The organism is Lactococcus fujiensis JCM 16395 (assembly GCF_002441655.1).
In the GTDB taxonomy this organism is placed as follows: domain Bacteria; phylum Bacillota; class Bacilli; order Lactobacillales; family Streptococcaceae; genus Lactococcus; species Lactococcus fujiensis.
This window is the reverse complement of record NZ_JXJU01000004.1, coordinates 84,150-107,710: the sequence shown is the minus strand read 5'-3', so window position 1 is coordinate 107,710 and position 23,561 is coordinate 84,150. Positions and strand designations below refer to the sequence as shown.

Below are 23,561 nucleotides of genomic sequence, written 5' to 3'. Positions count from 1 at the left end.
ACCATGTCAAAACAAACGAAACAAAAAAATTCATCAGTTACGCTACAAGCGGTTATTCGCGAAATTTCTAATGATAGGTTGGCAAAATGGTCTTTGATTATTTTAGTCTTGCTCTTTTTTACTGTCTATCTTTCTTCACTTTTTATTCAAAAGTCCAGTTATGTTGATGTTAACATCATGGAACAATATTTACCGCCATTGACGGACGGGCATCTTCTTGGAACAGATAATGGAGGACGAGATATTATTATGATGCTCTTAATCAGCGCACGCAATTCATTTAATATTGCCATCGGAGTTACTGTATTTACGGTATTTGTGGGGAATATTTTAGGAGTAACGACTGGCTATTTCGGAGGCAAGTTTGATTTTATCTTCATGAGGATTGTCGATTTTGTCATGATTTTACCGAGTTTAATGATTATCATTGTTCTAGTAACCATCATCCCAAGTTTTAATTCTTGGTCTTTGATAGGGATTATGTGCCTCTTTAGTTGGATTAGCACAACCCGACTGATTCGTGCGCGTACATTGACGGAGGTTAATCGTGATTATGTTCGCGCTTCGAAGACATCCGGCAGTTCTGATTTTAAGATTATGTTTCGAGAAATCTGGCCAAATCTGTCTTCTCTCGTTATTGCAGAATCGACTTTGATTTTTGCAGGAAATATTGGACTTGAAACAGGATTAAGTTTCCTTGGTTTTGGTCTCCCCGCCGGAAGTCCTTCCTTGGGAACGATGACCAATGAAGCAATCAATCCTGAAACCATGACGGCCATGCCTTGGACATGGGTCCCTGCGGTTATCGTCATCTTAGTTACGATCTTGGGTATTATTTTTATTGGACAATCATTAAGACGCGTTGCCGATCAACGACAGACAAGGCGCTAAATAATTAACATGTCATTTCGATTGCCTGACATTAAAGAAACAATTCGGTTCCATTTGTTTATCTTGTTGGCTTATTTCCGAATTTTTACTACTTTTCATCATTTTCAGTTGCTCCAAGGACTGTTCCCCCTCTGTGATAAAAAGTAGTAATGATTTGGAAATAAACATGAGAGTACAAAAATAAAAATTATTTGGAGAAAAATTATGAAAAAAAGTAAAGTTACTTTACTTGCAACAAGCTTAATTGTTGCAACAGCAACGTTAAGTGCTTGTGGGAATTCGTCAACCGTGACACCCAAAGTTTTGAAAGCGGGCAATTTTGATATTACTTATGATAATAAATCAAGCGCAATCAATGGGGGACAACTGAAAGTCGCATATGAATCTGATTCACCTTTCAAAGCCCAGTGGTTATCTGAATTAGATGATGATGCTACGTTTAGCACAATGACCTCCCCCTCTGGAGGAGCCTTGTTTAACGTAAACAGCTCATTTAAAATCCAAAATGGAGGCCCTGCGAATATTAGTTTTGACAAAGCAGCTAAAACGGCAACAATTACTTTGCGTAAAAATCTGAAGTGGTCTGACGGTTCGGAAGTAACTGCTAAAGACTATGAGTTCCAATACGAAGTGATTGCAGACCCAGCATATGGTTCAGACCGATGGACAAGTTTATTGTCTAACATCGTAGGGATGGATGACTTCCATAATAGTAAAAGCAAAACAATATCAGGGATTACATTTCCTGATGGAGCGAATGGTAAGGTGATCAAACTTCAATTTAAAGAAAATAAGCCTGGATTCACTCAATCAGGTAACGGCTATTTCCTTGAATCAGCAGACCCATACAATTATTTAAAAGGGATTGCTCCAAAAGATTTGGCTTCAAGTCCAAAAACAACGACGAACCCTTTAGTATTTGGTCTATTTATGCCTGTGAATATTGTTACAGGCGAGTCGATAAAATATGTTCCAAACCCTTACTACTATGGTAAAAAACCAAAATTGTCATCAATTATTTATTCAACAGTATCAACTGACAAAGCAGCAGCTGCTTTAAAAGCTGGACAGTATGATTTCATTAATGGAATGGTTTCAAGTCAATACACTGCCGTAAAGAATTTGAAAGGTTATGTCACTCTTGGTAATCAAGATCTATTTCTTTCTTTGATGTACTTTAATCTTGGACACTACGATGAGGCGAAATCGCTAAATGTTCAAGATCGTAAGACACCACTACAAGATGAGGCTGTTCGTGAGGCATTGGGATATGCACGAAATGTTGCTGAAGTAGATGATAAATTTTCAAATGGTTTGGCAACCCCAGCGAATGGTATGATTCCACCCATCTTTTCACAATTTACGGATGCAAATGCTAAAGGGTACGAAAAACAGAATTTAGCAAAAGCGAATCAATTGCTAGAAGATGACGGTTGGAAGTTGAATAAATCAACGGGTTATCGCGAAAAAGACGGAAAAACCTTGAGCTTCGTCTATGCTGCTCGTCAAGGTGATGCTAATCAAGAAACCATTGATCAAAACTACATCCAACAATGGCAGAAGATCGGTGTCAAAGTTACCCTTTATAATGGAAAACTGATGGAATTCAACTCTTGGGTGGACAAGATGACGACGCCTCCTGGAGCGAATGATTGGGATATCACAGATGGATCGTGGTCTCTTTCAAGCGAACCCTCGCAACAAGATTTGTTCTCTGCAGCAGCGCCATATAATTTTGGACACTTTAATGATCCCGAAATCACAAATGATATGAATAATATTGATTCAGTTAAAGCTGATAATTCTGCTTACCGTAAAGCTGCTTTCATTAAATATTCAAATGATATGATTAAAAAAGCCTACGTTGTGCCTACTAATTTTGACATCGCTTATACTCCAGTGAATAAACGTGTGACTGGTATGAGTGTAGATTACGGTGACAACAATCTCTGGTCAAATATAGGTGTTTCATCCAATTCGATGGCCACAAAATAAGTTTTGGTCAAAAATTTTTAAAATTAAAAAGCTGTCAGTACTGGCAGCTTTTTGTTTTTTGCATGAAAATTAATTATTGACGTACAACGAGGACATCACAAGGCGCATTTTTAATGATATAATCTGCAACGGATCCGATAAAAATTCGTTCAATGTAAGATAAACCTGTCGCACCAAGGACAATCAAGTCGACATTTTCTTCTTTTGGAAGGGTTTGACCCAACATCACTTTTGGTGACCCAAATTCAACGCGCGTTTTGATATTTTTTACACCAGCAGCTCGGGCATCGTCCGCAAAATCACGGATCAGATTTTCTGCACCTTTATGCGTATCATCAGCTACAACGGTGTCATAAGCTGAGATTGATTGAAAGGCACGTAAATCAATTACGTTAGCAATGACCAATTCGGCATCATTGCGGAGCGCTGTGGCAACTGCCTTATCAAATGCTTTGGTTGATTCGACTGAACCATCAAGACCAACAAGAATTTTTTTGTAATTATCTAACATAAGCGACTCCTTTATAATGAGTATTTCTTTTGATAATTTAATTTTACTCTAATTTCCTTATTTTGTAAAATGAAAACTGTTTCATTTTGGGATTGTGGTATAATAAAAATGAAGTTTTAGTGTTCACAAAATTGTGAATTTAGAACAAGAATTGGGGAAGTTGGAACAAAATTTCCTAAAGAAATAAGGTAAAATACATGACTCGATATGCTGTGGTGGATTTGGAAGCGACCGATGCTCATAGTAGTGAGAATAAAATTATTCAGATTGGAATTGCACTTGTGGAAAATGGCGAAATTGTGGGGAACTATACCACAGATGTCAATCCGCATGAGCCCCTTTTGCCGCGCATTCAGGAATTAACTGGACTAAGTGATGCACGATTAAAAAAAGCACCGGATTTTGCGCAAGTAGCCGATGAAGTTCACAATTTATTACGGGACTGTGTATTTGTTGCGCATAATGCGAAGTTTGACTATGGACTGATGTGGAAAAGTTTTCAACAGTTAGGAATTGAATTTGAATTGCCTCGTGTGGATACTGTTGAATTAGCGCGTGTCTTTTACCCAACATTTGATAAATACGGAATGGAAGCTTTAGGAGAAAAGTTAAAACTCAATCACGACCATCCTCATGCGGCCATGTCTGATGCCTTGGCAACAGCAGAATTACTTTTGAAAATCCAAGAAAAAGCACGTCAATTACCACGTATGGTTCTTGGAGAAATCATAAACCATTCGGAAAATTTGCTTTATGAAACAGCTTATTTTTTGAAAGAGCAGATTGAATTCACAAAGATAAAACCTGCTGGTTTTGAACTTATTCATAATATTGCGACCAAAAAGTCACACATCATGAAAGTTCGAAAAAATAAATCAACAACACTCTCAACAGATTTTGTGGAAAACTTAGCACAAATAGGTCTAAATGCCAGAGAAAAACAAATTGAGCTTGCTAAATACATGGATGCTTCTCTTTCTTATCCACAGACCGACTTTATTGAGGCTCCAACAGGGATGGGAAAGACTTTCGCCTATTTACTCCCCCTTCTTGCCTCAGGAAAAAAGATCGTGGTGTCAACACCAACGAAAATTCTGCAAAATCAATTGATGCGAGATGTTGCACCTGTCCTGATCAAAAAATTTGGCGTACGCATGGCTAAAATTGTTGGCAATCAAAATTATATTTCTATCGAAAAATTTTCCAATATCTTGGAAAATAATACTGATGGCAAGAATTTTGAAATATTCAAGATGAAGGTTTTAGTATGGCTGACAGAAACAACTTCTGGCGAATTAGATGAGTTATCTAAAGTGATGACCAATGATGATTATTTATCCGTCATTGCTTACAGTGCCGATTTACAGCCTAAACAACTGCATTACATGCAAGAATTTTGGCCAAAAGCTCAGGAAAAGGCAAAACATGCACAAATTAAAGTCGTTAACCATGCTTACTTAATCGAACGTTTGGCCGATTACCCAGAGTCATTCTTAGAAAATCGTGTCTTGGTCGTTGATGAGGCGCAGCAATTGTTTGAAACCATGGAAAAATTAGGCCAAAAATCGATTCGGATAACGGATGAATTGCTTAAAATTGATGGAACAGAATCTCAATTGAAGAAGAGATTGCAGGAAAGCTTAGTTTACCAACTCAATAAAAAGAATTTAGACCTCGCAAAAATTAGGCTTGATGCAGAAGAATTGGGTCTATCAGAGCTGACAGATTTGCTGTCAGACAAACATGCAATTGTCTGGAAGGAAAATGACCGCCTTTTCGCGAGCAATAATGATTTTTACAATTTTGCACAACTGGTGCCCGAATCAACAAAACTCTATATGATTGGTGCGACTCTGTCTTTGAGTGACAAGAATCCTTCTTTTCCAGAATTGCTAGGATTTAGGGAGTATCATTTTTATAAAATTTTAGGGGAAAAAGCTAAAAACCAAGAACTTATTGCAATGACCGATGGACCCAATGTGAAAAACACGAGTATCATTGATTATGCTCATTATACCGCTGAAGCAATTGCTGAATTGGCTGAACTAGGTTTTCCAATCGTCGTTCTCTTTACCTCAAAAATGTCGCTTACTTTTACAGCTGAAAAATTATCGGCTGACGGGTGGAATATTTTAGCACAGGATATTAATGGAACGGCTGCACAAATTAAAAAAAAATTTGATCGCGGTGAAAGCCGAATTTTACTTGGGCTAGGTTCATTTTGGGAAGGTGTCGATTTTGAAAAGCAGAAGAAATTAATTTTAGTTTTGCCAAAACTTCCGTTTTCAACACCAGATGATATTTTAACCAAAAAATATGCGCAGAAGTTTGCAAATCCGTTTTACGAATTCAATGTGCCCATGGCTACATTAAAATTGAAACAAGCTTTTGGCCGTGTCAATCGAAAAGCCAAGCAAAAATCAATAGTAGTATTGCTGGACAATCGAATCTTAGGGAAAAGTTATGCCAAAAAAATGCGGCGAAACATCTCTGAAATTGTGACGCTCAAGAAGCTTGATTTCAAAGATACGGTCAGCGAAATTTTAGAATTTTTGATATAATTAAAAAGATGTATTTTAAAAAGTGAATGAAAATTAATTTCACAAAATGGAAAGACAAGAAAAGAGGAAAGAGCGAAATGAGAAAGCGGAAAATGAGCGTGGTTTCACAGGTCACAATAGGTATCCTTTCCGTCGTACTCGCGATTTATCTTGGAGTTATTTGTTATTTTGGTGGAGCCATTCACCCGTTTACGAGTTCTCGAAGTCAAGCGATTGAAATTGCTAAATCTCATACGGATTTGAAGACCCCAGAAGCTTTTGGAACCGCAACGACAAATGAAACGACCTACTCAGTGATTGGACTTGACAAAACAGGTAAAGAAATTGGTGTAATTATCCCTAAAAATAGCTCAAAATTGACCGTCGTGGAATTAAGCAAGGGAATATCTCCTGAAAAACTAAAAGAGAAGGATACTACTTCAATTGTTTTAGGACTTTACCATAATCAAACCATCTGGGAAGTTAATAATGCTTCTGATTTTAAAATTTATGACTTCAAAACTGGTCAACAACTGATGTAAAGTATTGAAATTATTCAAAATACTGGAGGAAATATGAAAAAATGTTCAGATTTTGTCCTTAACATGGATGAATCAGTGACCTTGGCAGCAGCCAATCGTGCAAAAGAACTCAAAAGTGAAGGACGCGATATCATTGACTTAACCTTGGGTCAGCCTGATTTTCCGACCCCTGAAAATATTGGAAAAGTAGCAATTGAGTCCATTCAAAATGGTAAGGCAAGTTATTACACACAAGCTGGTGGATTGCCAGAATTGAAAAAAGCAGTACAAAATTATTTTGCCTCATTTTATAATTACGAGATTGAAACAAATCAAGTTTTGATTACAAGCGGTGCGAAATTTGGACTTTATGCATTCTTCCAATCTGTACTTGACCCAGGTGACGAAGTAATTATTCCGGCACCTTATTGGGTTTCTTATGTTGACCAAGTCAAAATGGCCAAAGGAAATCCGATCATTGTGCAAGCAACACAAGAAAATCATTTCAAAATTACCGTTGATCAATTAGATGCGGTCATGAGTGACAAAACTAAAGTCTTACTTTTAAATTCCCCTTCCAATCCAACGGGTATGATTTATAGTGAAGAAGAACTAAGAACACTCGGAAATTGGGCTGTTGAGCATGATTTGCTTATCTTGGCGGATGATATTTATTGTCATTTAATTTATGGAGATGAGAAATTCACACCGATTTCGAGCTTGTCAGAAGAGATTAAAAAACGGACGATTGTTATCAACGGGGCCTCAAAAACTTATGCAATGACAGGCTGGCGGATTGGTTTTGCGGTTGGTGATGAAGAAATTATTGCGGCCATGACAAAGTTTGCTAGCCAAACCACTTCGAATCCGACAGCCATCAGCCAATATGCAACCATAGAGGCATTAAACGGGGATAAAACGCAGGTCGAATTCATGCGAAAAACATTCGAGAGCCGATTGAATACGATTTATCCTCTGCTTTCTGAAATTCCAGGATTTGAAGTTATCAAACCCAATGGTGCTTTCTATCTTTTTCCAAAAGTGAAAAAGGCAATGGAAATGAAGGGCTTCACAGACGTGACCGCGTTCACGACTGCCCTCTTAGAAGATACAGGAGTGGCCTTAGTCACTGGTGCTGGATTTGGATCAAGTGAGAATGTCCGTTTATCTTATTCAAGTGATTTGACCAGCCTAAAAGAAGCCGTTCAACGGATTCATTCGTGGATGAATTCAAGTAATCAATCGACTGGATCGTCCAATTGAATTAGTAAAATACTGAATTCACTTTGTATCACATGACTTACAAAAAAATCAATTTGGCCATGTGGTTTGACTCGTATAATTAAAAAATCAATTTAAAAATATAGAAAGACTTTTAGAAAATGAAAGATTTAATCTCAATCATCGACGTTGACAAACACGTTGGTGAAACAATCAAAATAGGCGCATGGGTCGCTGATAAATCTGGAAAAGGGAAACTTCAATTCTTGCAATTACGTGATGGAACAGCTTTTTTCCAAGCTGTTGTATTCAAACCACAATTAATTGAAAAATATGGTGAAGAAGTTGGTTTGGCGAAGTTCGAAGAAATCAAACATTTATCACAAGAAACTTCGGTCATTGTAACAGGAGTAGTCAAAGAAGATACCCGTTCAAAATTTGGTTTTGAACTCGATGTTACTGATCTTGAAGTGATTGGAACTTCACATGATTATCCAATCACACCAAAAGAACACGGCGTTGAATTCTTACTGGATCATCGTCATCTCTGGCTTCGTTCTAAAAAACAACAAGCCATCATGATGGTTCGTAATGAAATTATTCGTGCGACTTATGAATTCTTCAATAAAGAGGGGCATATCAAAATTGACACTCCCATTTTACAAGCCTCTTCTGCCGAAGATTCAACTGAACTTTTTGAAATCGACTATTTTGGACAACCGGTCTATCTTTCACAAACAGGTCAACTTTATCTGGAAGCTGCTGCAATGGCATATGGTAAGGTTTTTAACTTTGGTCCAGTTTTCCGTGCTGAAAAATCCAAAACACGTCGTCACTTGACTGAATTTTGGATGATTGAACAAGAAGCTGCTTTCCAAACACATGAAGAATCTTTAGATCTTCAAGAAGCTTATGTAAAATACATTATTAAAGGGGTATTAGACTACTGTCAACCCTCTCTAGAAGTGTTGGAACGTGACACAACATTGCTCCAAAAATATGTTGATGAGCCTTTCAAACGTGTTCGCTATGACGAAGTGATCTCTATTTTGCAAGAACATGAAAATGATGAAGAAACAGTATATGAGCACATCGAAGCTGGTGATGATCTTGGTGCACCACACGAAGCCTTTATTTCAAACTACTTTGGTGTTCCGACTTTTGTCATGAATTATCCAACTGAAATCAAAGCATTCTACATGAAACGTGAACCAGGTAACCCATCTCACGTTGTTTGTGCAGACCTTTTGGCACCAGAAGGTTACGGCGAAATTATCGGCGGCTCTGAACGTGAAGTGGACTACGATGTTTTGACGCAAGTTATCAAAGATTGGAATTTGACTGAAGAAGAATACACTTGGTACATGGACTTGCGTAAGTTTGGTTCTGTTCCCCACTCAGGTTTCGGACTTGGTCTGGAACGTGCCATTACATTTATTACAGGTAATGAACACATCCGTGAAGCAATTCCTTTCCCTCGTATGATTAATCGCGTCCGTCCTTAATAATAAATAAATTTCTCACTTTTGAGAAATTTTTTATTTTCTAACCCATTCAATGATATAATAGTCTAAAAAAGGAGGATGATATGAAAAAAGTTTGGCTTGTTTTTGGGAGTCTGGTGGCCTTTTTTGCACTAGAACGATTGGTCCTTATTCCACTGAAACCCTCATTAAATGAGTGGATTAATGGAAGTGTGACGAAGAATATGTTCGTTCAATTTTTAATTGAACTCATTATGTTGCTTGCTTTTATTGGCCTGAATCGGAGATTTATTCAGCAAAAAATTTTGATGGAATTTTATCCTTACGTTAAAGGATTTGGTTTGATGTGGTATTCATGGCTAATATTAGCGACGACTTATATCGCATTTTCATCTGGTTTGAAACAGAATCATTTAGGTTTGTCCGCCATATTACTTATTCTGATTGTTGCTCTTCTTGTTGGAATTACGGAAGAATATATATTCAGAGGATTGATTTTGGGACGGCTGGTGTCCAGTGGACGTTCAGTTTTAGTTGCTTTGATTGTATCCTCGACTCTGTTTGCTTGCACACATTTTATTAATCTGCTTCACAATTCTTTATATAATGTTAGCTTGCAAGTCTTATACGCTATCCCACTCGGAGCATTTTTAGGCTTACTTTATTTGAAGTCGAATAATATTCTTTATCCAATTCTTGCACATGCCATTCAAGATTTTGCTGCCTTTTTTATCTCAGGAGGTAAAATGGATTCGACCTCAGCAACACCGAATTCTGTCTTACAAATTTACATTCTCTTTGGCATCATCATTTTGGCTTATTATTTGACTGGGAAAAAACAATTGGTACGATTTGCAAATCGATTAGAAACAGAAAAGATTTCTCATGTATGAGAAATCTTTTTTTTATGATCAAGTTGAACACTTTCATTTTTCGATGAAATTTACTTTTAATAATGTCATGAAAGTATATAATAAGTAATATCTTAATATGATGAAATGGAGAAATAGATGAGGAAAGCACTTCTGATTTACTTAACTGTTATATTTTATCTTTGGGTCATTGGTCCATTTTGGAAAATGTTCAATCCACTTTTTAATCTCATCACAAAATATGTCGAATCAAATTTATCTGCATCGGCGAATGTGGTCACCAATATTTTGCCACAGCTCTTCTATTTTATCATTTTTTATCTGCTCAATCAGATGATTTTTAAGCAAAAAGTTTTATTTGAACACTATTCTATTATTAAAATACTTTTGTTATGGAGTCCAATTCTTTTCCTCATTTACCCCTTGTTTTTTCAAGGACAATGGCTATGGGGAGCAGAAGATTTTATTCTAACGAATTTTATTTATGCCATGCTCATTGCCATCTGTGAAGAATATATTTTTCGCGGTATGATTTTGGGGACATTAGTGTCAAAAAAAGTCCCACTTTTGGTGAGTCTTTTGGTGTCCTCACTGTTATTTTCACTTTTGCATTTTGAAAATTTGACAAATAATTCTTTATTAAATGTCAGCTTTCAGGTTCTTTACACTTTTCCAATGGGCTTTTTCTTGGCAGTGTTGTATGTGAAATCAGGAAATTTGTGGACGAGTATTTTAGCTCATGCTTTCATAGATTTTTATGGGTTTTGCATGAGTGGTGGTTCAACAATTTCAACAGTAACGTCTATAAAATTAATTGCCTTTCAATTTATCATTTATAGCCTACCTGCCCTTCTTTTCTTATTCTTTGGTAAGAAGCAGAGAAGAAGATTTGTTAAAAACTTGGAATATCGAGAAGATAAAATAACTTTGAGCAGACCAGTCTAAATTTGCTATAATGAGAGCATGAAACTAAATGAATATCAAGAAAAAATAATCCGATTTGATGTGAATGGCAATATTCAAGACATTGACAGACTTGATTTTGCCTTTTTGGATAAGGTGTTAGGTTTGGCAGGTGAGTCGGGTGAAGTTGCAGATAAGGTGAAAAAAATTATTCGAGATAAATCAGGAAAAATTAGTCCAGAAGATAGAATGGTCATCGGGAAAGAATTGGGCGATGTGCTCTGGTATTTGTCAACTGTCGCGCGTTATTTGGGGCTTGATTTGGACACGGTTGCCAATCAAAATATTGAAAAATTAGAAAGTCGTTTGCGGCGTGATAAAATTTCAGGAAGTGGAGACGAGCGATGAATATATTAATTGCTGCAGGAATGCCAGCTGATTTCTCATCTATTTCTTATGATTTTGTTATCGGAGTAGATTTTGGTAATATAAATCTCATAAATGCAGGTATCCTTCCTGATTTGGCTGTTGGCGATTTCGATTCTGTTAACGCAGATGAGCTGAAATTAATAAAGACCAAAGCGAAGGAATTGATTATCTTGCCTGCTGAAAAGGATGATACTGATTTAGAAGTCGCCTTGGATGTTGCTTTGAAGCGATTTAATCAAGGAAAAATTATTATCGCTGGCGCTCTTGGAGGGCGAATGGATCATATGTTAACGAACCTTTTTTTGCCAGTGGATAAAAAATACACCCCTTTTGCGACGCGTATTTCTTTAGTGAATCAGCAGAACTTAATTTCTTACCTCCCTGCAGGGAGACATAAAATAAAAGCACGACCAGATATGAAATATATTGGATTCTTACAAATTGAAACAGGAAATAGTCTTGCGATTGAGGGGGCCAAATACCCATTGAAAGCTGAAGACAATTTTAAAACGATTTATGCAAGTAATGAATTTATTGGTTCTGAAATGAATATTTCGATCAAAAAAGGGATGGTGATGGTCATCTTTTCTAAAGATCAAATGAAATAAAAATAACAATGATAACGTTTTCTAATCAAGCGGTTTTCTGATAAAAATGTTAGAATGATAAGAATATGATTGTAATTTGGAGATAGAAATGATAATTGGAATTATTGGAGCAACTTCAAACATTGCCAGTAAGGCTTACTTGCCAGTTTATGCAGGATTGCAAGATCAACATCGCTTTATTTTGTATTCTCGTGATTGGGAAAGGGCCGAAAAAGTTCGTCAAAAATATAAATTTGAATATGCTACGACTGATCTGGCTGCCCTTGAAACGGTAGATTTAGTAATCATTCATGCGGCAACGAGTCAGCACTTTCAATTAGCTCAACGTTATTTGAAAGCAGGGGTTCATGTTTTAATGGACAAACCTATTTCGCAAAATTTGTCTGAAGTCAGGGCACTTTATCAATTGGCTGAGGAAAAACGAGTACTTTTTGTGATCGGTTTTAATCGCCGTTTTGCACCACAAACTCAAAAGTTAAAAGCAATTTCTAATAAAAATGTTATAAAAATTACAAAAAATTTAGCAAATCATAATGGAAATCTTAAATTTCAACTTTATGATATTTTTAGCCACCCTCTTGATACACTCATTTACCTTTTAGACGATGAGATTAATTCTTATCAATTTCAAGTGAAGCAAGATGAACAGGGGCAATTAGAACGGGCTCTCGTCTTGATCGAAACCGGAAGCACCACCGGGATAGCCACAATGAACCTCAATTCAGGCGCATATCGAGAGTCCTTTGAAGTTGAATCCCCCGATGAAACAATGGTTCTATCAGAACTGACAGAACTTGAAAGTTTTAAAGGAATTGATAAACAGACGTTTGGAATTAATGGCTGGAAATCATCGACCTTTAATCGTGGATTTGATGATTTGGTTAATGCCATGATTAAAGAAGTTCAAACTTATCAGGCAGATTCAAGGCTGGCAGCATTGACTAGATTAAAACAAGATAATATTTTGAAAACACATGAAATTATTGCAAATATGCTTGGTGAAAATTAAAAAATAATAAAAATATTCTTATTTTTGGAGGAAAAAATGTATCTTTCATTTGATATTGGTGGCACAAACATTAAATTTGGTGTAGTTAACGAAAAAGGACAGATTTTAGAAAAAGCGAAAGTTCCAACGCCTAAAGAAGAAGTCGAATTTCTATCTTTATTAACCAAAATCACGGACGACTTCAAAGCCAGATATTCCTTGGATGGAATCGGGATTTCGGCGCCAGGTGTAGTGTCGAGTGACGGCGTAATGACTACTTTTGGTGCACTTCAAAGCATGTACGGTCTACCATTGCGTGAAAAATTGTCTGGTTTGACCCAACTTCCTGTCGTCGTCGAAAATGATGCAAATGCTGCTGCCATTGCAGAACACTGGGTTGGTGGAGCAAAAGACCTTCAAAATTATATTACAGCCGTTATTGGTACAGGAATTGGTGGGGGAATTGTGCTAAATGGTCAAGTTTATCACGGGGGACATGGCTTAGCTGGTGAATTGGGTTGGCCACTTTATCATCATGTTCCAAAAGCAGGCAATATTGAAGTGGCATCTGAAACCTTCCATTCGGCAACAGTTCTGGGACTTTTGCAAAAATATAATCAAGTCCTTGATACATATGGGACACATGAACCATTTACAGATCCTGTCCTTCTAATCGAACGAGTTAAGGCAGGCGATGCAGATGCAACTGCGGTTTGGAATAGTTTTGTATCCGATTTGGCAACGAATTTGCTTAATTTATTTGCCATTTTTGATCCAGATGCGATTATAGTTGGAGGGGGCATCTCGGAAAATTCATATTTCATGTCTGCACTGACCAATGAATGGACGACTTTGATAGGGCGTCATCAAGCATTGAACCGTGTAAATCAAATGGGACTTCTGGGAACAATTCGTAAAGCTGAATTAGGCAACGATGCTGGCTTACTTGGTGCAGCTTTTACGATTAAAGAAAAACTAAAATGAGAAAATGATGGACCGTCTGTACTGACGGTTTTTTGTTCCATCTGTTTATTCAAAAAAGAAATCAAAAGGAAGCAAAAAAATATAGCTCCTTTTACGCTTCAAATTATGATAAAATATTACTATGAATATCGAGCAAAAAATTAAGGAATTGACGGAGTTACTCAATAAGTATGCCTTTGAGTACTATACAAAAGATCAGCCCTCTGTCGAAGATAGTGAGTACGACCGACTCTATCGTGAATTGGAGACACTAGAAAAAGAGAATCCTCAACTTATCCGCAGCGATTCGCCAACGCAACGAACAGGAGACGTTGTTCTTTCTGGTTTTGAAAAATTTCAGCATCCCTATAACCTGTTCAGTTTAGGTGACGTTTTTTCGCGTGAAGAACTTGCTGCATGGGAAGAACGTGTCCGAAAAGACGTGCCACAGCCAGAATATATTTGCGAATTGAAGATTGACGGGTTATCCCTATCGCTCTATTATGAAAATGGGATTCTTACGACAGCGGCGACCCGTGGAGATGGCTCTATTGGCGAAAATATTACTGAAAATGTGAAACGGATTAAGGATATTCCACTCCGCTTAGCAGAACCAATTGACATTGTTGTTCGTGGTGAAGCTTATCTCCCTCGCAAAAATTTTGTAAAACTCAATGATGAAAGAGAATTAGAAGGGCTGGCTCCTTTTGCGAATCCGCGAAATGCAGCTGCTGGTACTTTGCGTCAGCTAGATACAAAAGTTGTTGCCAAACGAGGCTTAGCTACTTTTTTGTATCAAGAAGCTAGTCCTGCCACCAATGATACGCAAGAAGAAGTTCTTGAGTATTTTGAAAAGCTTGGTTTTTCAGTGAATCCAGAACGGAAATTTGCCCAAAATATGGATGAAATCTGGGAATTCATTGAACATGCCACTGCGATGCGCGATCAGCTTGCCTATGACATAGATGGTGTCGTTATTAAAGTAAATAATTTAGCAACGCAAGAAGAACTCGGTTTTACTGTTAAAGCCCCACGTTGGGCAATTGCCTACAAATTCCCCGCTGAATTGGCTGAAACAGAGGTTTTATCTGTAGATTGGACAGTTGGAAGGACAGGCGTCGTGACGCCAACCGCAAACATGACACCTGTAATTCTTGCGCAAACCAATGTGTCTCGAGCAACCTTACATAATATTGATTACATTCATGAAAAAGACATACGCATAGGCGATAAAGTCTTGATTTATAAAGCTGGCGATATTATTCCAGCTGTTCAACGTGTTCTATTTGACAAACGTCCAAAAGAAAATGAACCGATGCATATTCCAACACACTGTCCAGAGTGTGATTCGGAACTGCTCCATTTTGAGGATGAAGTTGCCCTTCGTTGTGTTAATCCCCTTTGTCCTGCTCAAAATCGAGAAAAATTGATTCACTTTGCATCAAGGAATGCGATGAATATCGTGGGATTGGGACCAAGTGTAATTTCCCAATTATTTGACAAGAAATTAGTTTCAGATGTGGCTGATTTGTATCATTTAACTGCAACTCAACTTGCAGAACTTGATAAGATCCAAGAAAAATCAGCACAGAAAATTGTTGACGCTATTCAAGCCAGCCGATCAAATTCAGCGGAAAAACTTTTATTTGGTTTAGGAATTCGTCATGTCGGGTCTAAAGCAGCGAAACTACTTCTTGAAGAATTTGCAAATTTACGTAAATTATCTGTAGCTAAGGAAGAAGAAATTTCAGCTATTCCAACGTTAGGAGGCGTCATTGCAACTGCTGTGACAACTTATTTTGAAACAGAAGGGGCACAAAAACTACTTGACGAATTGGAACATGCCGGGCTCAATTTTGATTATCTTGGGGCTCGCATGACTTCGGACAGTCCATTATCTGGTAAAACGGTCGTACTAACTGGAAAATTGACTACCTTGACGCGAAATGAGGCCAAAGAAAAGCTTGAAAATCTAGGTGCCAATGTATCAGGGTCTGTTTCTAAGAAAACGGATATTGTTGTTGCTGGTGTTGATGCTGGTTCAAAATTGACGAAAGCACAAGATTTAGAAATTGAAATTTGGTCAGAAGAAGATTTAATTAATTTGTAAATGTATTAGAATTAGATGAGAGAGAAATGAGAAAAGAAAAACTTCGTGCACGTTTGATTTACAATCCATCAAGCGGACAAGAAATAATGAAGAAAAATGTTGCTGATGTCCTTGATAAACTCGAAGGTTTTGGCTATGAGGCTTCAGCTTTCCAGACCACTATTGAGCCCAAATCAGCACAAAAAGAGGCGGCACGTGCTACTGAGGCAGGCTTTGATTTGATTGTTGCTGCAGGTGGTGATGGAACTATTAATGAAGTGGTAAGTGGAATATCACCCTTTAAGAGACGGCCTAGATTAGCTATAATTCCAACAGGAACGACAAATGATTTCGCGCGAGCATTAAAAATTCCAAGAAATAATCCGATTGCCGCTGTTGAAGTCATTGGGAAACAGCAAATCTTGAAAGTTGACGTGGGTGTGGCCACACCAATTGATGAAGAAAAAAAATATTTCATTAATATTGCTGCTGGCGGTGCACTGACAGAATTGACTTACAGTGTTCCCAGTAATTTAAAAACGATGTTTGGCTATCTTGCCTACCTTTCAAAAGGAGCGGAATTACTTCCTCGTGTTAAATGTGAAAATGTTCGTGTCACCCATGACAAAGGTGTTTTTGAAGGCAAAATATCGATGTTTTTCGTTGCATTAACGAACTCAGTTGGTGGTTTTGAAAAAATTGCACCAGATGCCAAACTTGATGATGGAAAATTTACTTTAATCATGGTTAAAACAGATGACTTTTTCTCTTTACTCGCCCTCTTTGGTATGGTTGCCAATGGCTCTGGGAAACATATAGGTGATGTCAATGTTGAATATCTAAAAACTTCGCACATTGAAATTGAACCTCTTGACCAAAAACGCCCGACATTGATTAATTTGGATGGCGAATTTGGTGGAAAAGCTCCAGTAAAATTTGATAATTTGAAAAATCACATCAAAATGTTTGTGAATTTGGACGAAATTAACGATCAAAATTATGTTGGAGATGAAGACAGTCTTGCCTTTGAAGCAGTGGCACAAAAACTAGCTGAAGAAACGGATCGTGTTCAATCTGAAGGAGCAGCAGTTAATTCGGAAAATTAAATTAAGTCTGTCAGCTCTGACAGACTTTTATTATGCAGTTTGTATAATTAAATTGTGCACTTATTACATTGAATAAAGAAAACGTTTGCAGTAAAATTAAGGTATCAAAAATATGGAGAGAAAATATGACTACTCTTAGCTTAGAAAAGATTTACAAAAAATATCCATCAGCTACTCAATATGCCGTTGAAGATTTCAATTTGGATGTTAAAGATAAAGAATTTATCGTTTTTGTTGGCCCTTCCGGTTGTGGTAAATCAACAACATTGCGTATGGTCGCTGGACTTGAAGACATTACCGAAGGCGAATTTAAAATTGATGGTAAAGTCATGAATGACGTTGCACCTAAAGACCGTGATATTGCCATGGTCTTCCAAAACTATGCTTTGTATCCACACATGACCGTTTTCGACAACATGGCATTTGGACTTAAATTACGTAAATTTAAAAAAGACGAGATTAAGCGTCGTGTGGAAGAAGCGGCAGGAATTCTTGGCTTGACGGATATGTTGGACCGTAAACCTGCCGACCTCTCAGGTGGTCAACGTCAACGTGTTGCCATGGGACGTGCTATTGTCCGTGACGCTAAGGTCTTCCTTATGGACGAACCTTTGTCAAACTTGGATGCCAAACTCCGTGTGTCAATGCGTACTGAAATTGCTAAAATTCACCGTCGTATTGGTGCAACAACAATTTATGTAACCCATGACCAAACTGAAGCCATGACACTTGCTGACCGTATTGTCATCATGTCCTCATCTCCAAATTCAGACAAAACTGGTACAGTTGGACGTGTAGAACAAATTGGAACACCTCAAGAACTTTATAATGAACCAGCAAATAAATTTGTGGCCGGATTTATTGGATCTCCAGCAATGAACTTCTTTACTGTTAAAGTTATAAATGGCAAATTGACAAATGCTGAGGGAATTGACATCGATCTTCCTGAAGGAAAAAATAAAATGCTTAAAGAATTGGGATATGAAGGAAAAGAAGTTATTCTTGGAATACGTCCTGAAGATGTTCAATCAAGTAATTTGGCACAACAAGCATATCCAAATCAAAATGTGGAAGCTGAAGTGGTCGTTTCAGAATTGCTTGGAGCGGAAACAATGCTTTATTTAAAATCAGGTAGCACAGAATTTGTTTCTCGTGTTGAAGCGCGTGATTTCCGCAATCCTGGAGAAAAAATTACCGTTGCATTGAACTTGAATAAAGCACATTTCTTTGATGTTGAAACTGAAAAACGCATCCACGAATAAGTATTGAACAAAGTTTTTCCTCTTAATGACTCTGTCAGTAATGGCAGAGTTTTTATTATTTTTCGTTCAATTTAAGTCAAAACAGGTTATAATAGAATGAACACTTTTATTTGAAAATTAGAAGGCGGTGTATGATGGTTCAACAATTAAGTCTCATTATTCCATGTTACAATGAAGAAAATACAGTTTCTGCTTGTTTTAATGCGATACAAAAAATTGAACAAGAAATCCCATTGGAATTTGAATACATCTTTGTCAACGATGGCTCGACGGACAGCACTTTAGCAAAGATAAAAGCATTGCATCATGCCTATCCAGCTTCTATAAGTTATTTGTCATTTTCTCGAAATTTTGGGAAAGAAGCAGCCATTTTCGCGGGACTTGAAGCATCAAGTGGTGAATATGTGACGCTATTAGATGCTGATTTGCAAGATCCACCAGAATTGTTAATTGACATGTGGGAAAAAATTCAGGACGTGGAAATTGATTGTGTCGCAGCCCAACGGACTGATCGAAAAGGAGAGCAATTGCTTGTTTCGGCGAGCTCAAAACTGTTCTATAAAGTAATTAATAAAATTTCAGAAGTTCCTATTGTTGATGGCGTTCGAGATTTTCGTTTGATGACGCGACAAATGGTGGATGCCATTTTGTCAATTAGTGAAGTCAATCGCTTTTCCAAAGGAATTTTTGCTTGGGTAGGTTTCAACACCGCATACGTGACCTATGCAAATCAGGAGCGGATGTCTGGTCAGTCAAAATGGAGCTTTAAAAATAAAGTTTCTTATGCCATTGATGGGATGGTAAATTTTTCAGCAGCGCCACTCGTTTTTGCAACCTATATGGGCATGTCGATTGTTGGTGTAGATATATTGATCATGTTTATTTTGTTTGTTCGACAATTGGTCTTCCATAATTCGGTTAGTGGTTGGACTTCTATGTCATTAATTATCTTGCTTTGCTTTGGTTTCTTAATGTTTACGCTTGGAATCATTGGGCGCTATATCGCAGATATTTTTTCAGAATCAAAAAATCGTCCTATTTACATTATTAAAGAAAAAAGCCCAGATGACGAGAAGAAAAAAAATAAGGTCAAGTAGACCTTTTTTATTTATTTAAAAAAACAACAGCGATGGAAATGGCTTAGTCACGGGGGTGAATGGTAATTGTCAAAGTTAATTGACACAGTGTTGGATAACTATTTCACAAAGAAAATGCTAGAATAAAATTAGTCAAAATTTATAAGTAGAGGCTAAGCGCTTAAGCAATTTTTCTGCATATTTCATTATTTCTCAATCGTTGATCCCCCTGTAGAAGACAAAATTCATCGACACCGTTTTTTGTTAAGGATTGTTTAAATAATTGCTCGGCCGAAAGGTTTATAAAATGTCAGTACAAAAAACAATGGACGGGAATATGGCTGCAGCTCACGTTGCCTATGCTTTCTCAGAATTAGCACTAATTTATCCGATTACACCAAGTTCACCAATGGCCGATTATACGGACGCGTGGTCAACCGCGGGGCGGAAGAATATTTGGGGGCAAACAGTTAAAATCACTGAGCTTCAATCTGAAGCTGGTGCTGCTGGAGCTATGCATGGAGCGCTGAAGACAGGGAGCCTTGCGACAACATTCACCGCGTCTCAGGGATTACTTCTGATGTTGCCCAATATGTACAAAATGGCTGGTGAACTTCTTCCAGCTGTTATTCATGTGGCGGCTCGAGCAGTTGCGACTGGAGCATTGAATATCTTTGGCGATCACTCTGATGTTATGGCAGCCCGCTCAACAGGTTTTGCCATGTTAGCCGAATCAAGCGTTCAAGAAGTTATGGATCTCTCCGCAATCGCTCATTTAGCAGCAATTGATGGCTCGGTTCCTTTCGTTAACTTCTTTGATGGATTCAGAACAAGCCATGAAATTCAAAAAATAGAAGTGCTTGATGTGAAAGATTTAGCACCATTGGTTAACCAGGAAAAATTAGCTTTATTTAGACAAAGGGCGATGAATCCAGATCATCCAACGGTTTCGGGCACCAACCAAAATGCTGATCTATATTTTCAACAAAGGGAAATTGTTAATGCTTATTATGAAAAGTTGCCAAGCATTGTCGAAAAATATATGTTGCAAATCAATCAACTGCGCGGGACTTCTTATGATTTAGTCAATTATTATGGGGCAACTGATGCTGAGGAAGTTATTGTCAGTATGGGTTCTGTAGCAGGGACAATCAAGCAAACTGTCGATCATTTGAATGCGAAAGGTCGAAAAGTTGGCTTTTTGAATATTCATCTTTATCGTCCATTTCCGCTTGAAAAATTCTTAGAAAAACTTCCAGCTACTGTAAAATCTGTTGCCGTTTTGGATCGGACTAAAGAATCAGGTTCTAATGGCGAACCCCTTTCTCTTGATGTACAAAGTGCTTTGTTTGACCATGATGTGAAGGTCATTGGAGGGCGTTACGGTATTGGTGGCAAGGAAGTTCGACCAGAACATATTGTTGCTGTTTATGACGAGTTAAGTAAAGAACAGCCCCAACGTGTCTTTACAATTGGCATCAAAGATGATGTCAGCAATCTATCTTTAGCCGTTAATAAACCTCTTGATTTAACACCAAATGGTACTTTTCAAGCAAAGTTTTGGGGATTTGGGTCAGATGGAACTGTAGGCGCAAATAAAGCAGCGATTAAAATCATTGGCGATCATACAAATTTGTTTGTTCAAGGAGCTTTTGAATACGATTCGAAAAAATCGGGCGGGCTTACTGTCAGTCATTTAAGATTTGGCAAAGAAGAAATTCTGTCCGAATATATGGAAATTCAAAGTGACTTTATTGAATGTGCCAATACAACTTATGTCCATAATTATCATCTCTTAAAGGGACTTAAAAAAGGAGGGATTTTCCTACTTAATACATCCTGGTCGGCTGAAAAACTCGAACAACATCTCCCAACTCGATTGAAAAAAGAACTGGCTGAAAAAAACGTCCAATTTTATATTATTGATGCTGCAAAGATAGCTCGTGAGGTTGGCTTAGGTCGAAGAATTAACACCATTATGCAAGTCGCCTTTTTCAAGTTAACAAAGATTATGCCTTTTGATGAAGTTTATGATTTATTGAAAAAAGATGCTCAAAAGTATGAAAAAAAATCGCCTACGATTGTTGAACAAAATTTAAAAGCCATGGAGGAGGCGATTCTTGGGCTCCAGCCAGTAACCGTTTCTGCTCATTGGAAAGAACTGACCGAAGTTGAAAAAGAGGAGCGTCATCCAGAAAATGCTCGGCAGAAATATGTATTTAATCTTTTAGATAAAGTCAATGCATTTGAAGGAGACGAGCTTTCAGTACAAGATTTGGTCGATCAAGAAATGACGCGCGGAAGTACAATCACTGGAACATCAGCCGCTGAAAAACGAGGGATTGCATTGGAAGTACCTGAATGGAATGCTGATTTTTGTCTTCAATGTAACGAGTGTGCTTTTGTATGTCCGCATGCGGCGATTCGACCATTTTTAGCTGACCAAGATGAATGGAATAGGGCTCCAGAAGGCTTTAAGGTGATGGACTACAAAAATTTAGATGGGCGATCTTATCGAATTCAAGTTTCTGTTGAAGATTGTACGGGCTGTGGGCTTTGCGTCGAAGCCTGTCCTAAAAAAGGGCAGGCATTGAAAATGATGCCTTATGAGAGTCAAAAAGAAGAGGCAGTTAACTGGGCTTTTGCAATGACTTTAAAGACCAAAGAAAATCCAATGGGCAAGCGATTGACACCTGCCAGTACTCAATTTAACAAGCCCTTATTTGAATTCTCAGGAGCTTGCTCAGGTTGTGGTGAAACGCCTTATATCAAACTTTTGACGCAAATGTTTGGTGATCGAATGATGATCTCGAATGCCACTGGCTGTTCCTCAATTTATGGAGGAACACAAGCTACGCCTTATACAATAAACGATGAAGGTCAAGGCCCAACTTGGTCAAATTCTTTATTTGAAGATAATGCTGAATATGGTTATGGAATGCATTTAGCGTCAGTTACACGCCGTCAAAAATTGGCTCAAGAGATTCTGTCAGCACTCCCAGAAATGTCAGCCGATTTACAAGAATTAGCTAAAGATTGGGTCAGCCATTGTTTTGATTCCGAAGGAACACGTGCCCGTGCCGAAAAATTGAAAGCAATGCTTGCATCTGAGCATTTTAATTCGCCAAGATTAGAAGCGATTTATCGGCAAAAAGATTTGTTTGTTAAACCTAGTCAATGGATTTTTGGTGGCGACGGATGGGCTTATGATATTGGCTTTGGCGGGCTCGATCATGTGATTTCTTCTGGTGCAGACGTCAATATTTTAGTCATGGACAATGAAGTTTATGCAAATACGGGAGGACAGGTTTCAAAAGCAACGCCTGCAAGTGCCATTGCACAGTTTGCTTCCGCTGGAAAAGTAGCTGCCAAAAAAGACCTCGGAGCTATGGCGATGACCTACGGCAATGTATATGTTGCTCAAATCGCTTCAGGCGCAAACATGATGCAGACCATTAAAGCTTTTGACGAAGCTGAAAAACACAAAGGGCCAAGTCTCATCATTGCTTACACCCCTTGTATTTCTCATGGACTATATGAAGGTATGAGTAAAGTCTTGGATGAGGCGAAACAGGCAGTCAACAGCGGTTATTGGCAACTTTACCGCTACAATCCCGAACTTGAAGAGATTGGGAAAAACCCATTCACACTTGATTTTAAACGTCCTGATTTTACACAAATTCATGATTTGTTGCTGAAACAGGCTCGATTTGGTAACTTAAAAAGGGTTAACATTGACCATGCGGAACAACTTTACGATAAAGCCATGGCGGATTCACGCAAACGTTTTTTGAGATATGCCCGAATGTCTGGCGACTATGACAAATTTATTGCCAAAGAGAATAAAGTGAAAGAGCTTCAAGGAGAACAAACAGCGCTTCTTGCGGATCAAGTAAAGGTAGCAAAACGAGATCGCCCAATTGACCCTGAGCGTGAGGCAAGAAGAGCCGCAAGAAAAGCTAATCATTAAGACAAGCTAAACTAAATAAAATATTACAAAATAGTTCAATATGCTGAGATTATTCGGTATCTTAAACTATTTTTTTGTCATTCTCATGTCATCGAATTGTAAGCACTGACAGCAATTTTTCTTGTTCTTTCT

General features: G+C 37.8%; 18 protein-coding genes. 17 read left to right on the top strand and 1 reads right to left on the bottom strand.

Annotation, left to right across the window (positions count from 1 at the left end; genetic code table 11):
* The first annotated feature begins 3 nt into the window (after positions 1 to 3).
* Complete coding sequence (locus tag RT41_RS04440; RefSeq protein ID WP_096817721.1) at positions 4 to 891, top strand: ABC transporter permease; 888 nt, start codon at positions 4 to 6, stop codon at positions 889 to 891.
* A 204-nt stretch (positions 892 to 1,095) separates the two neighbouring features.
* The gene (locus RT41_RS04435; RefSeq protein WP_096817718.1) at positions 1,096 to 2,886 is read left to right on the top strand and encodes an oligopeptide ABC transporter substrate-binding protein; all 1,791 of its coding nucleotides are present in this window, start codon (positions 1,096 to 1,098) and stop codon (positions 2,884 to 2,886) included.
* A gap of 73 nt (positions 2,887 to 2,959) precedes the next feature.
* Here the strand turns inward: RT41_RS04435 and RT41_RS04430 are convergent, their stop codons facing one another.
* The gene (locus RT41_RS04430; RefSeq protein ID WP_096817716.1) at positions 2,960 to 3,397 is read right to left on the bottom strand and encodes a universal stress protein; all 438 of its coding nucleotides are present in this window, start codon (positions 3,395 to 3,397) and stop codon (positions 2,960 to 2,962) included.
* A gap of 197 nt (positions 3,398 to 3,594) precedes the next feature.
* Here RT41_RS04430 and RT41_RS04425 point away from each other — a divergent pair, with 197 nt between their 5' ends.
* The 15 genes from RT41_RS04425 (at position 3,595) to nifJ (ending at position 23,429) form a co-directional block, all read left to right on the top strand.
* Positions 3,595 to 5,958: a helicase C-terminal domain-containing protein gene (locus RT41_RS04425; protein ID WP_096817713.1), complete on the top strand. Its 2,364-nt coding sequence runs from the start codon at positions 3,595 to 3,597 to the stop codon at positions 5,956 to 5,958.
* Positions 5,959 to 6,035: 77 nt separating this feature from the next.
* Complete coding sequence (locus tag RT41_RS04420) at positions 6,036 to 6,479, top strand: cell wall elongation regulator TseB-like domain-containing protein (RefSeq protein WP_054639545.1); 444 nt, start codon at positions 6,036 to 6,038, stop codon at positions 6,477 to 6,479.
* A 33-nt stretch (positions 6,480 to 6,512) separates the two neighbouring features.
* The gene (locus tag RT41_RS04415) at positions 6,513 to 7,721 is read left to right on the top strand and encodes a pyridoxal phosphate-dependent aminotransferase (protein WP_096817711.1); all 1,209 of its coding nucleotides are present in this window, start codon (positions 6,513 to 6,515) and stop codon (positions 7,719 to 7,721) included.
* A gap of 119 nt (positions 7,722 to 7,840) precedes the next feature.
* Positions 7,841 to 9,184: an asparagine--tRNA ligase gene (gene asnS / locus RT41_RS04410; RefSeq protein WP_096817708.1), complete on the top strand. Its 1,344-nt coding sequence runs from the start codon at positions 7,841 to 7,843 to the stop codon at positions 9,182 to 9,184.
* Positions 9,185 to 9,267: 83 nt separating this feature from the next.
* Positions 9,268 to 10,056 (top strand): CPBP family intramembrane glutamic endopeptidase, encoded by a 789-nt coding sequence (locus RT41_RS04405; protein ID WP_096817706.1) that lies wholly within the window; start codon positions 9,268 to 9,270, stop codon positions 10,054 to 10,056.
* 117 nt (positions 10,057 to 10,173) lie between these two features.
* Positions 10,174 to 10,980 (top strand): CPBP family intramembrane glutamic endopeptidase, encoded by an 807-nt coding sequence (locus RT41_RS04400; RefSeq protein ID WP_096817704.1) that lies wholly within the window; start codon positions 10,174 to 10,176, stop codon positions 10,978 to 10,980.
* A gap of 18 nt (positions 10,981 to 10,998) precedes the next feature.
* A complete protein-coding gene (locus RT41_RS04395) occupies positions 10,999 to 11,346 on the top strand; it encodes a nucleoside triphosphate pyrophosphohydrolase family protein (RefSeq protein ID WP_096817703.1) in 348 nt (115 codons plus the stop codon).
* Complete coding sequence (locus RT41_RS04390; RefSeq protein WP_054639540.1) at positions 11,343 to 11,975, top strand: thiamine diphosphokinase; 633 nt, start codon at positions 11,343 to 11,345, stop codon at positions 11,973 to 11,975. The genes RT41_RS04395 and RT41_RS04390 overlap by 4 nt, the downstream gene beginning before the upstream one ends.
* Positions 11,976 to 12,063: 88 nt before the next feature.
* Positions 12,064 to 12,984 (top strand): Gfo/Idh/MocA family protein, encoded by a 921-nt coding sequence (locus RT41_RS04385; RefSeq protein WP_054639539.1) that lies wholly within the window; start codon positions 12,064 to 12,066, stop codon positions 12,982 to 12,984.
* 36 nt (positions 12,985 to 13,020) lie between these two features.
* The gene (locus tag RT41_RS04380) at positions 13,021 to 13,947 is read left to right on the top strand and encodes an ROK family protein (protein ID WP_054639538.1); all 927 of its coding nucleotides are present in this window, start codon (positions 13,021 to 13,023) and stop codon (positions 13,945 to 13,947) included.
* 127 nt (positions 13,948 to 14,074) lie between these two features.
* Complete coding sequence (gene ligA / locus RT41_RS04375; protein ID WP_180752682.1) at positions 14,075 to 16,036, top strand: NAD-dependent DNA ligase LigA; 1,962 nt, start codon at positions 14,075 to 14,077, stop codon at positions 16,034 to 16,036.
* Positions 16,037 to 16,062: 26 nt separating this feature from the next.
* Positions 16,063 to 17,121, top strand: a complete 1,059-nt coding sequence (locus RT41_RS04370) for a diacylglycerol kinase family lipid kinase (RefSeq protein ID WP_096817701.1) — start codon at positions 16,063 to 16,065, stop codon at positions 17,119 to 17,121.
* Positions 17,122 to 17,246: 125 nt separating this feature from the next.
* The gene (locus RT41_RS04365; RefSeq protein WP_096817700.1) at positions 17,247 to 18,383 is read left to right on the top strand and encodes an ABC transporter ATP-binding protein; all 1,137 of its coding nucleotides are present in this window, start codon (positions 17,247 to 17,249) and stop codon (positions 18,381 to 18,383) included.
* A gap of 134 nt (positions 18,384 to 18,517) precedes the next feature.
* Positions 18,518 to 19,480, top strand: a complete 963-nt coding sequence (locus RT41_RS04360; protein ID WP_096817841.1) for a glycosyltransferase family 2 protein — start codon at positions 18,518 to 18,520, stop codon at positions 19,478 to 19,480.
* A gap of 286 nt (positions 19,481 to 19,766) precedes the next feature.
* On the top strand, positions 19,767 to 23,429 hold the full coding sequence (nifJ, locus tag RT41_RS04355; protein ID WP_096817699.1) for a pyruvate:ferredoxin (flavodoxin) oxidoreductase: 3,663 nt from the start codon (positions 19,767 to 19,769) through the stop codon (positions 23,427 to 23,429).
* The last annotated feature ends 132 nt before the right edge of the window (positions 23,430 to 23,561 follow it).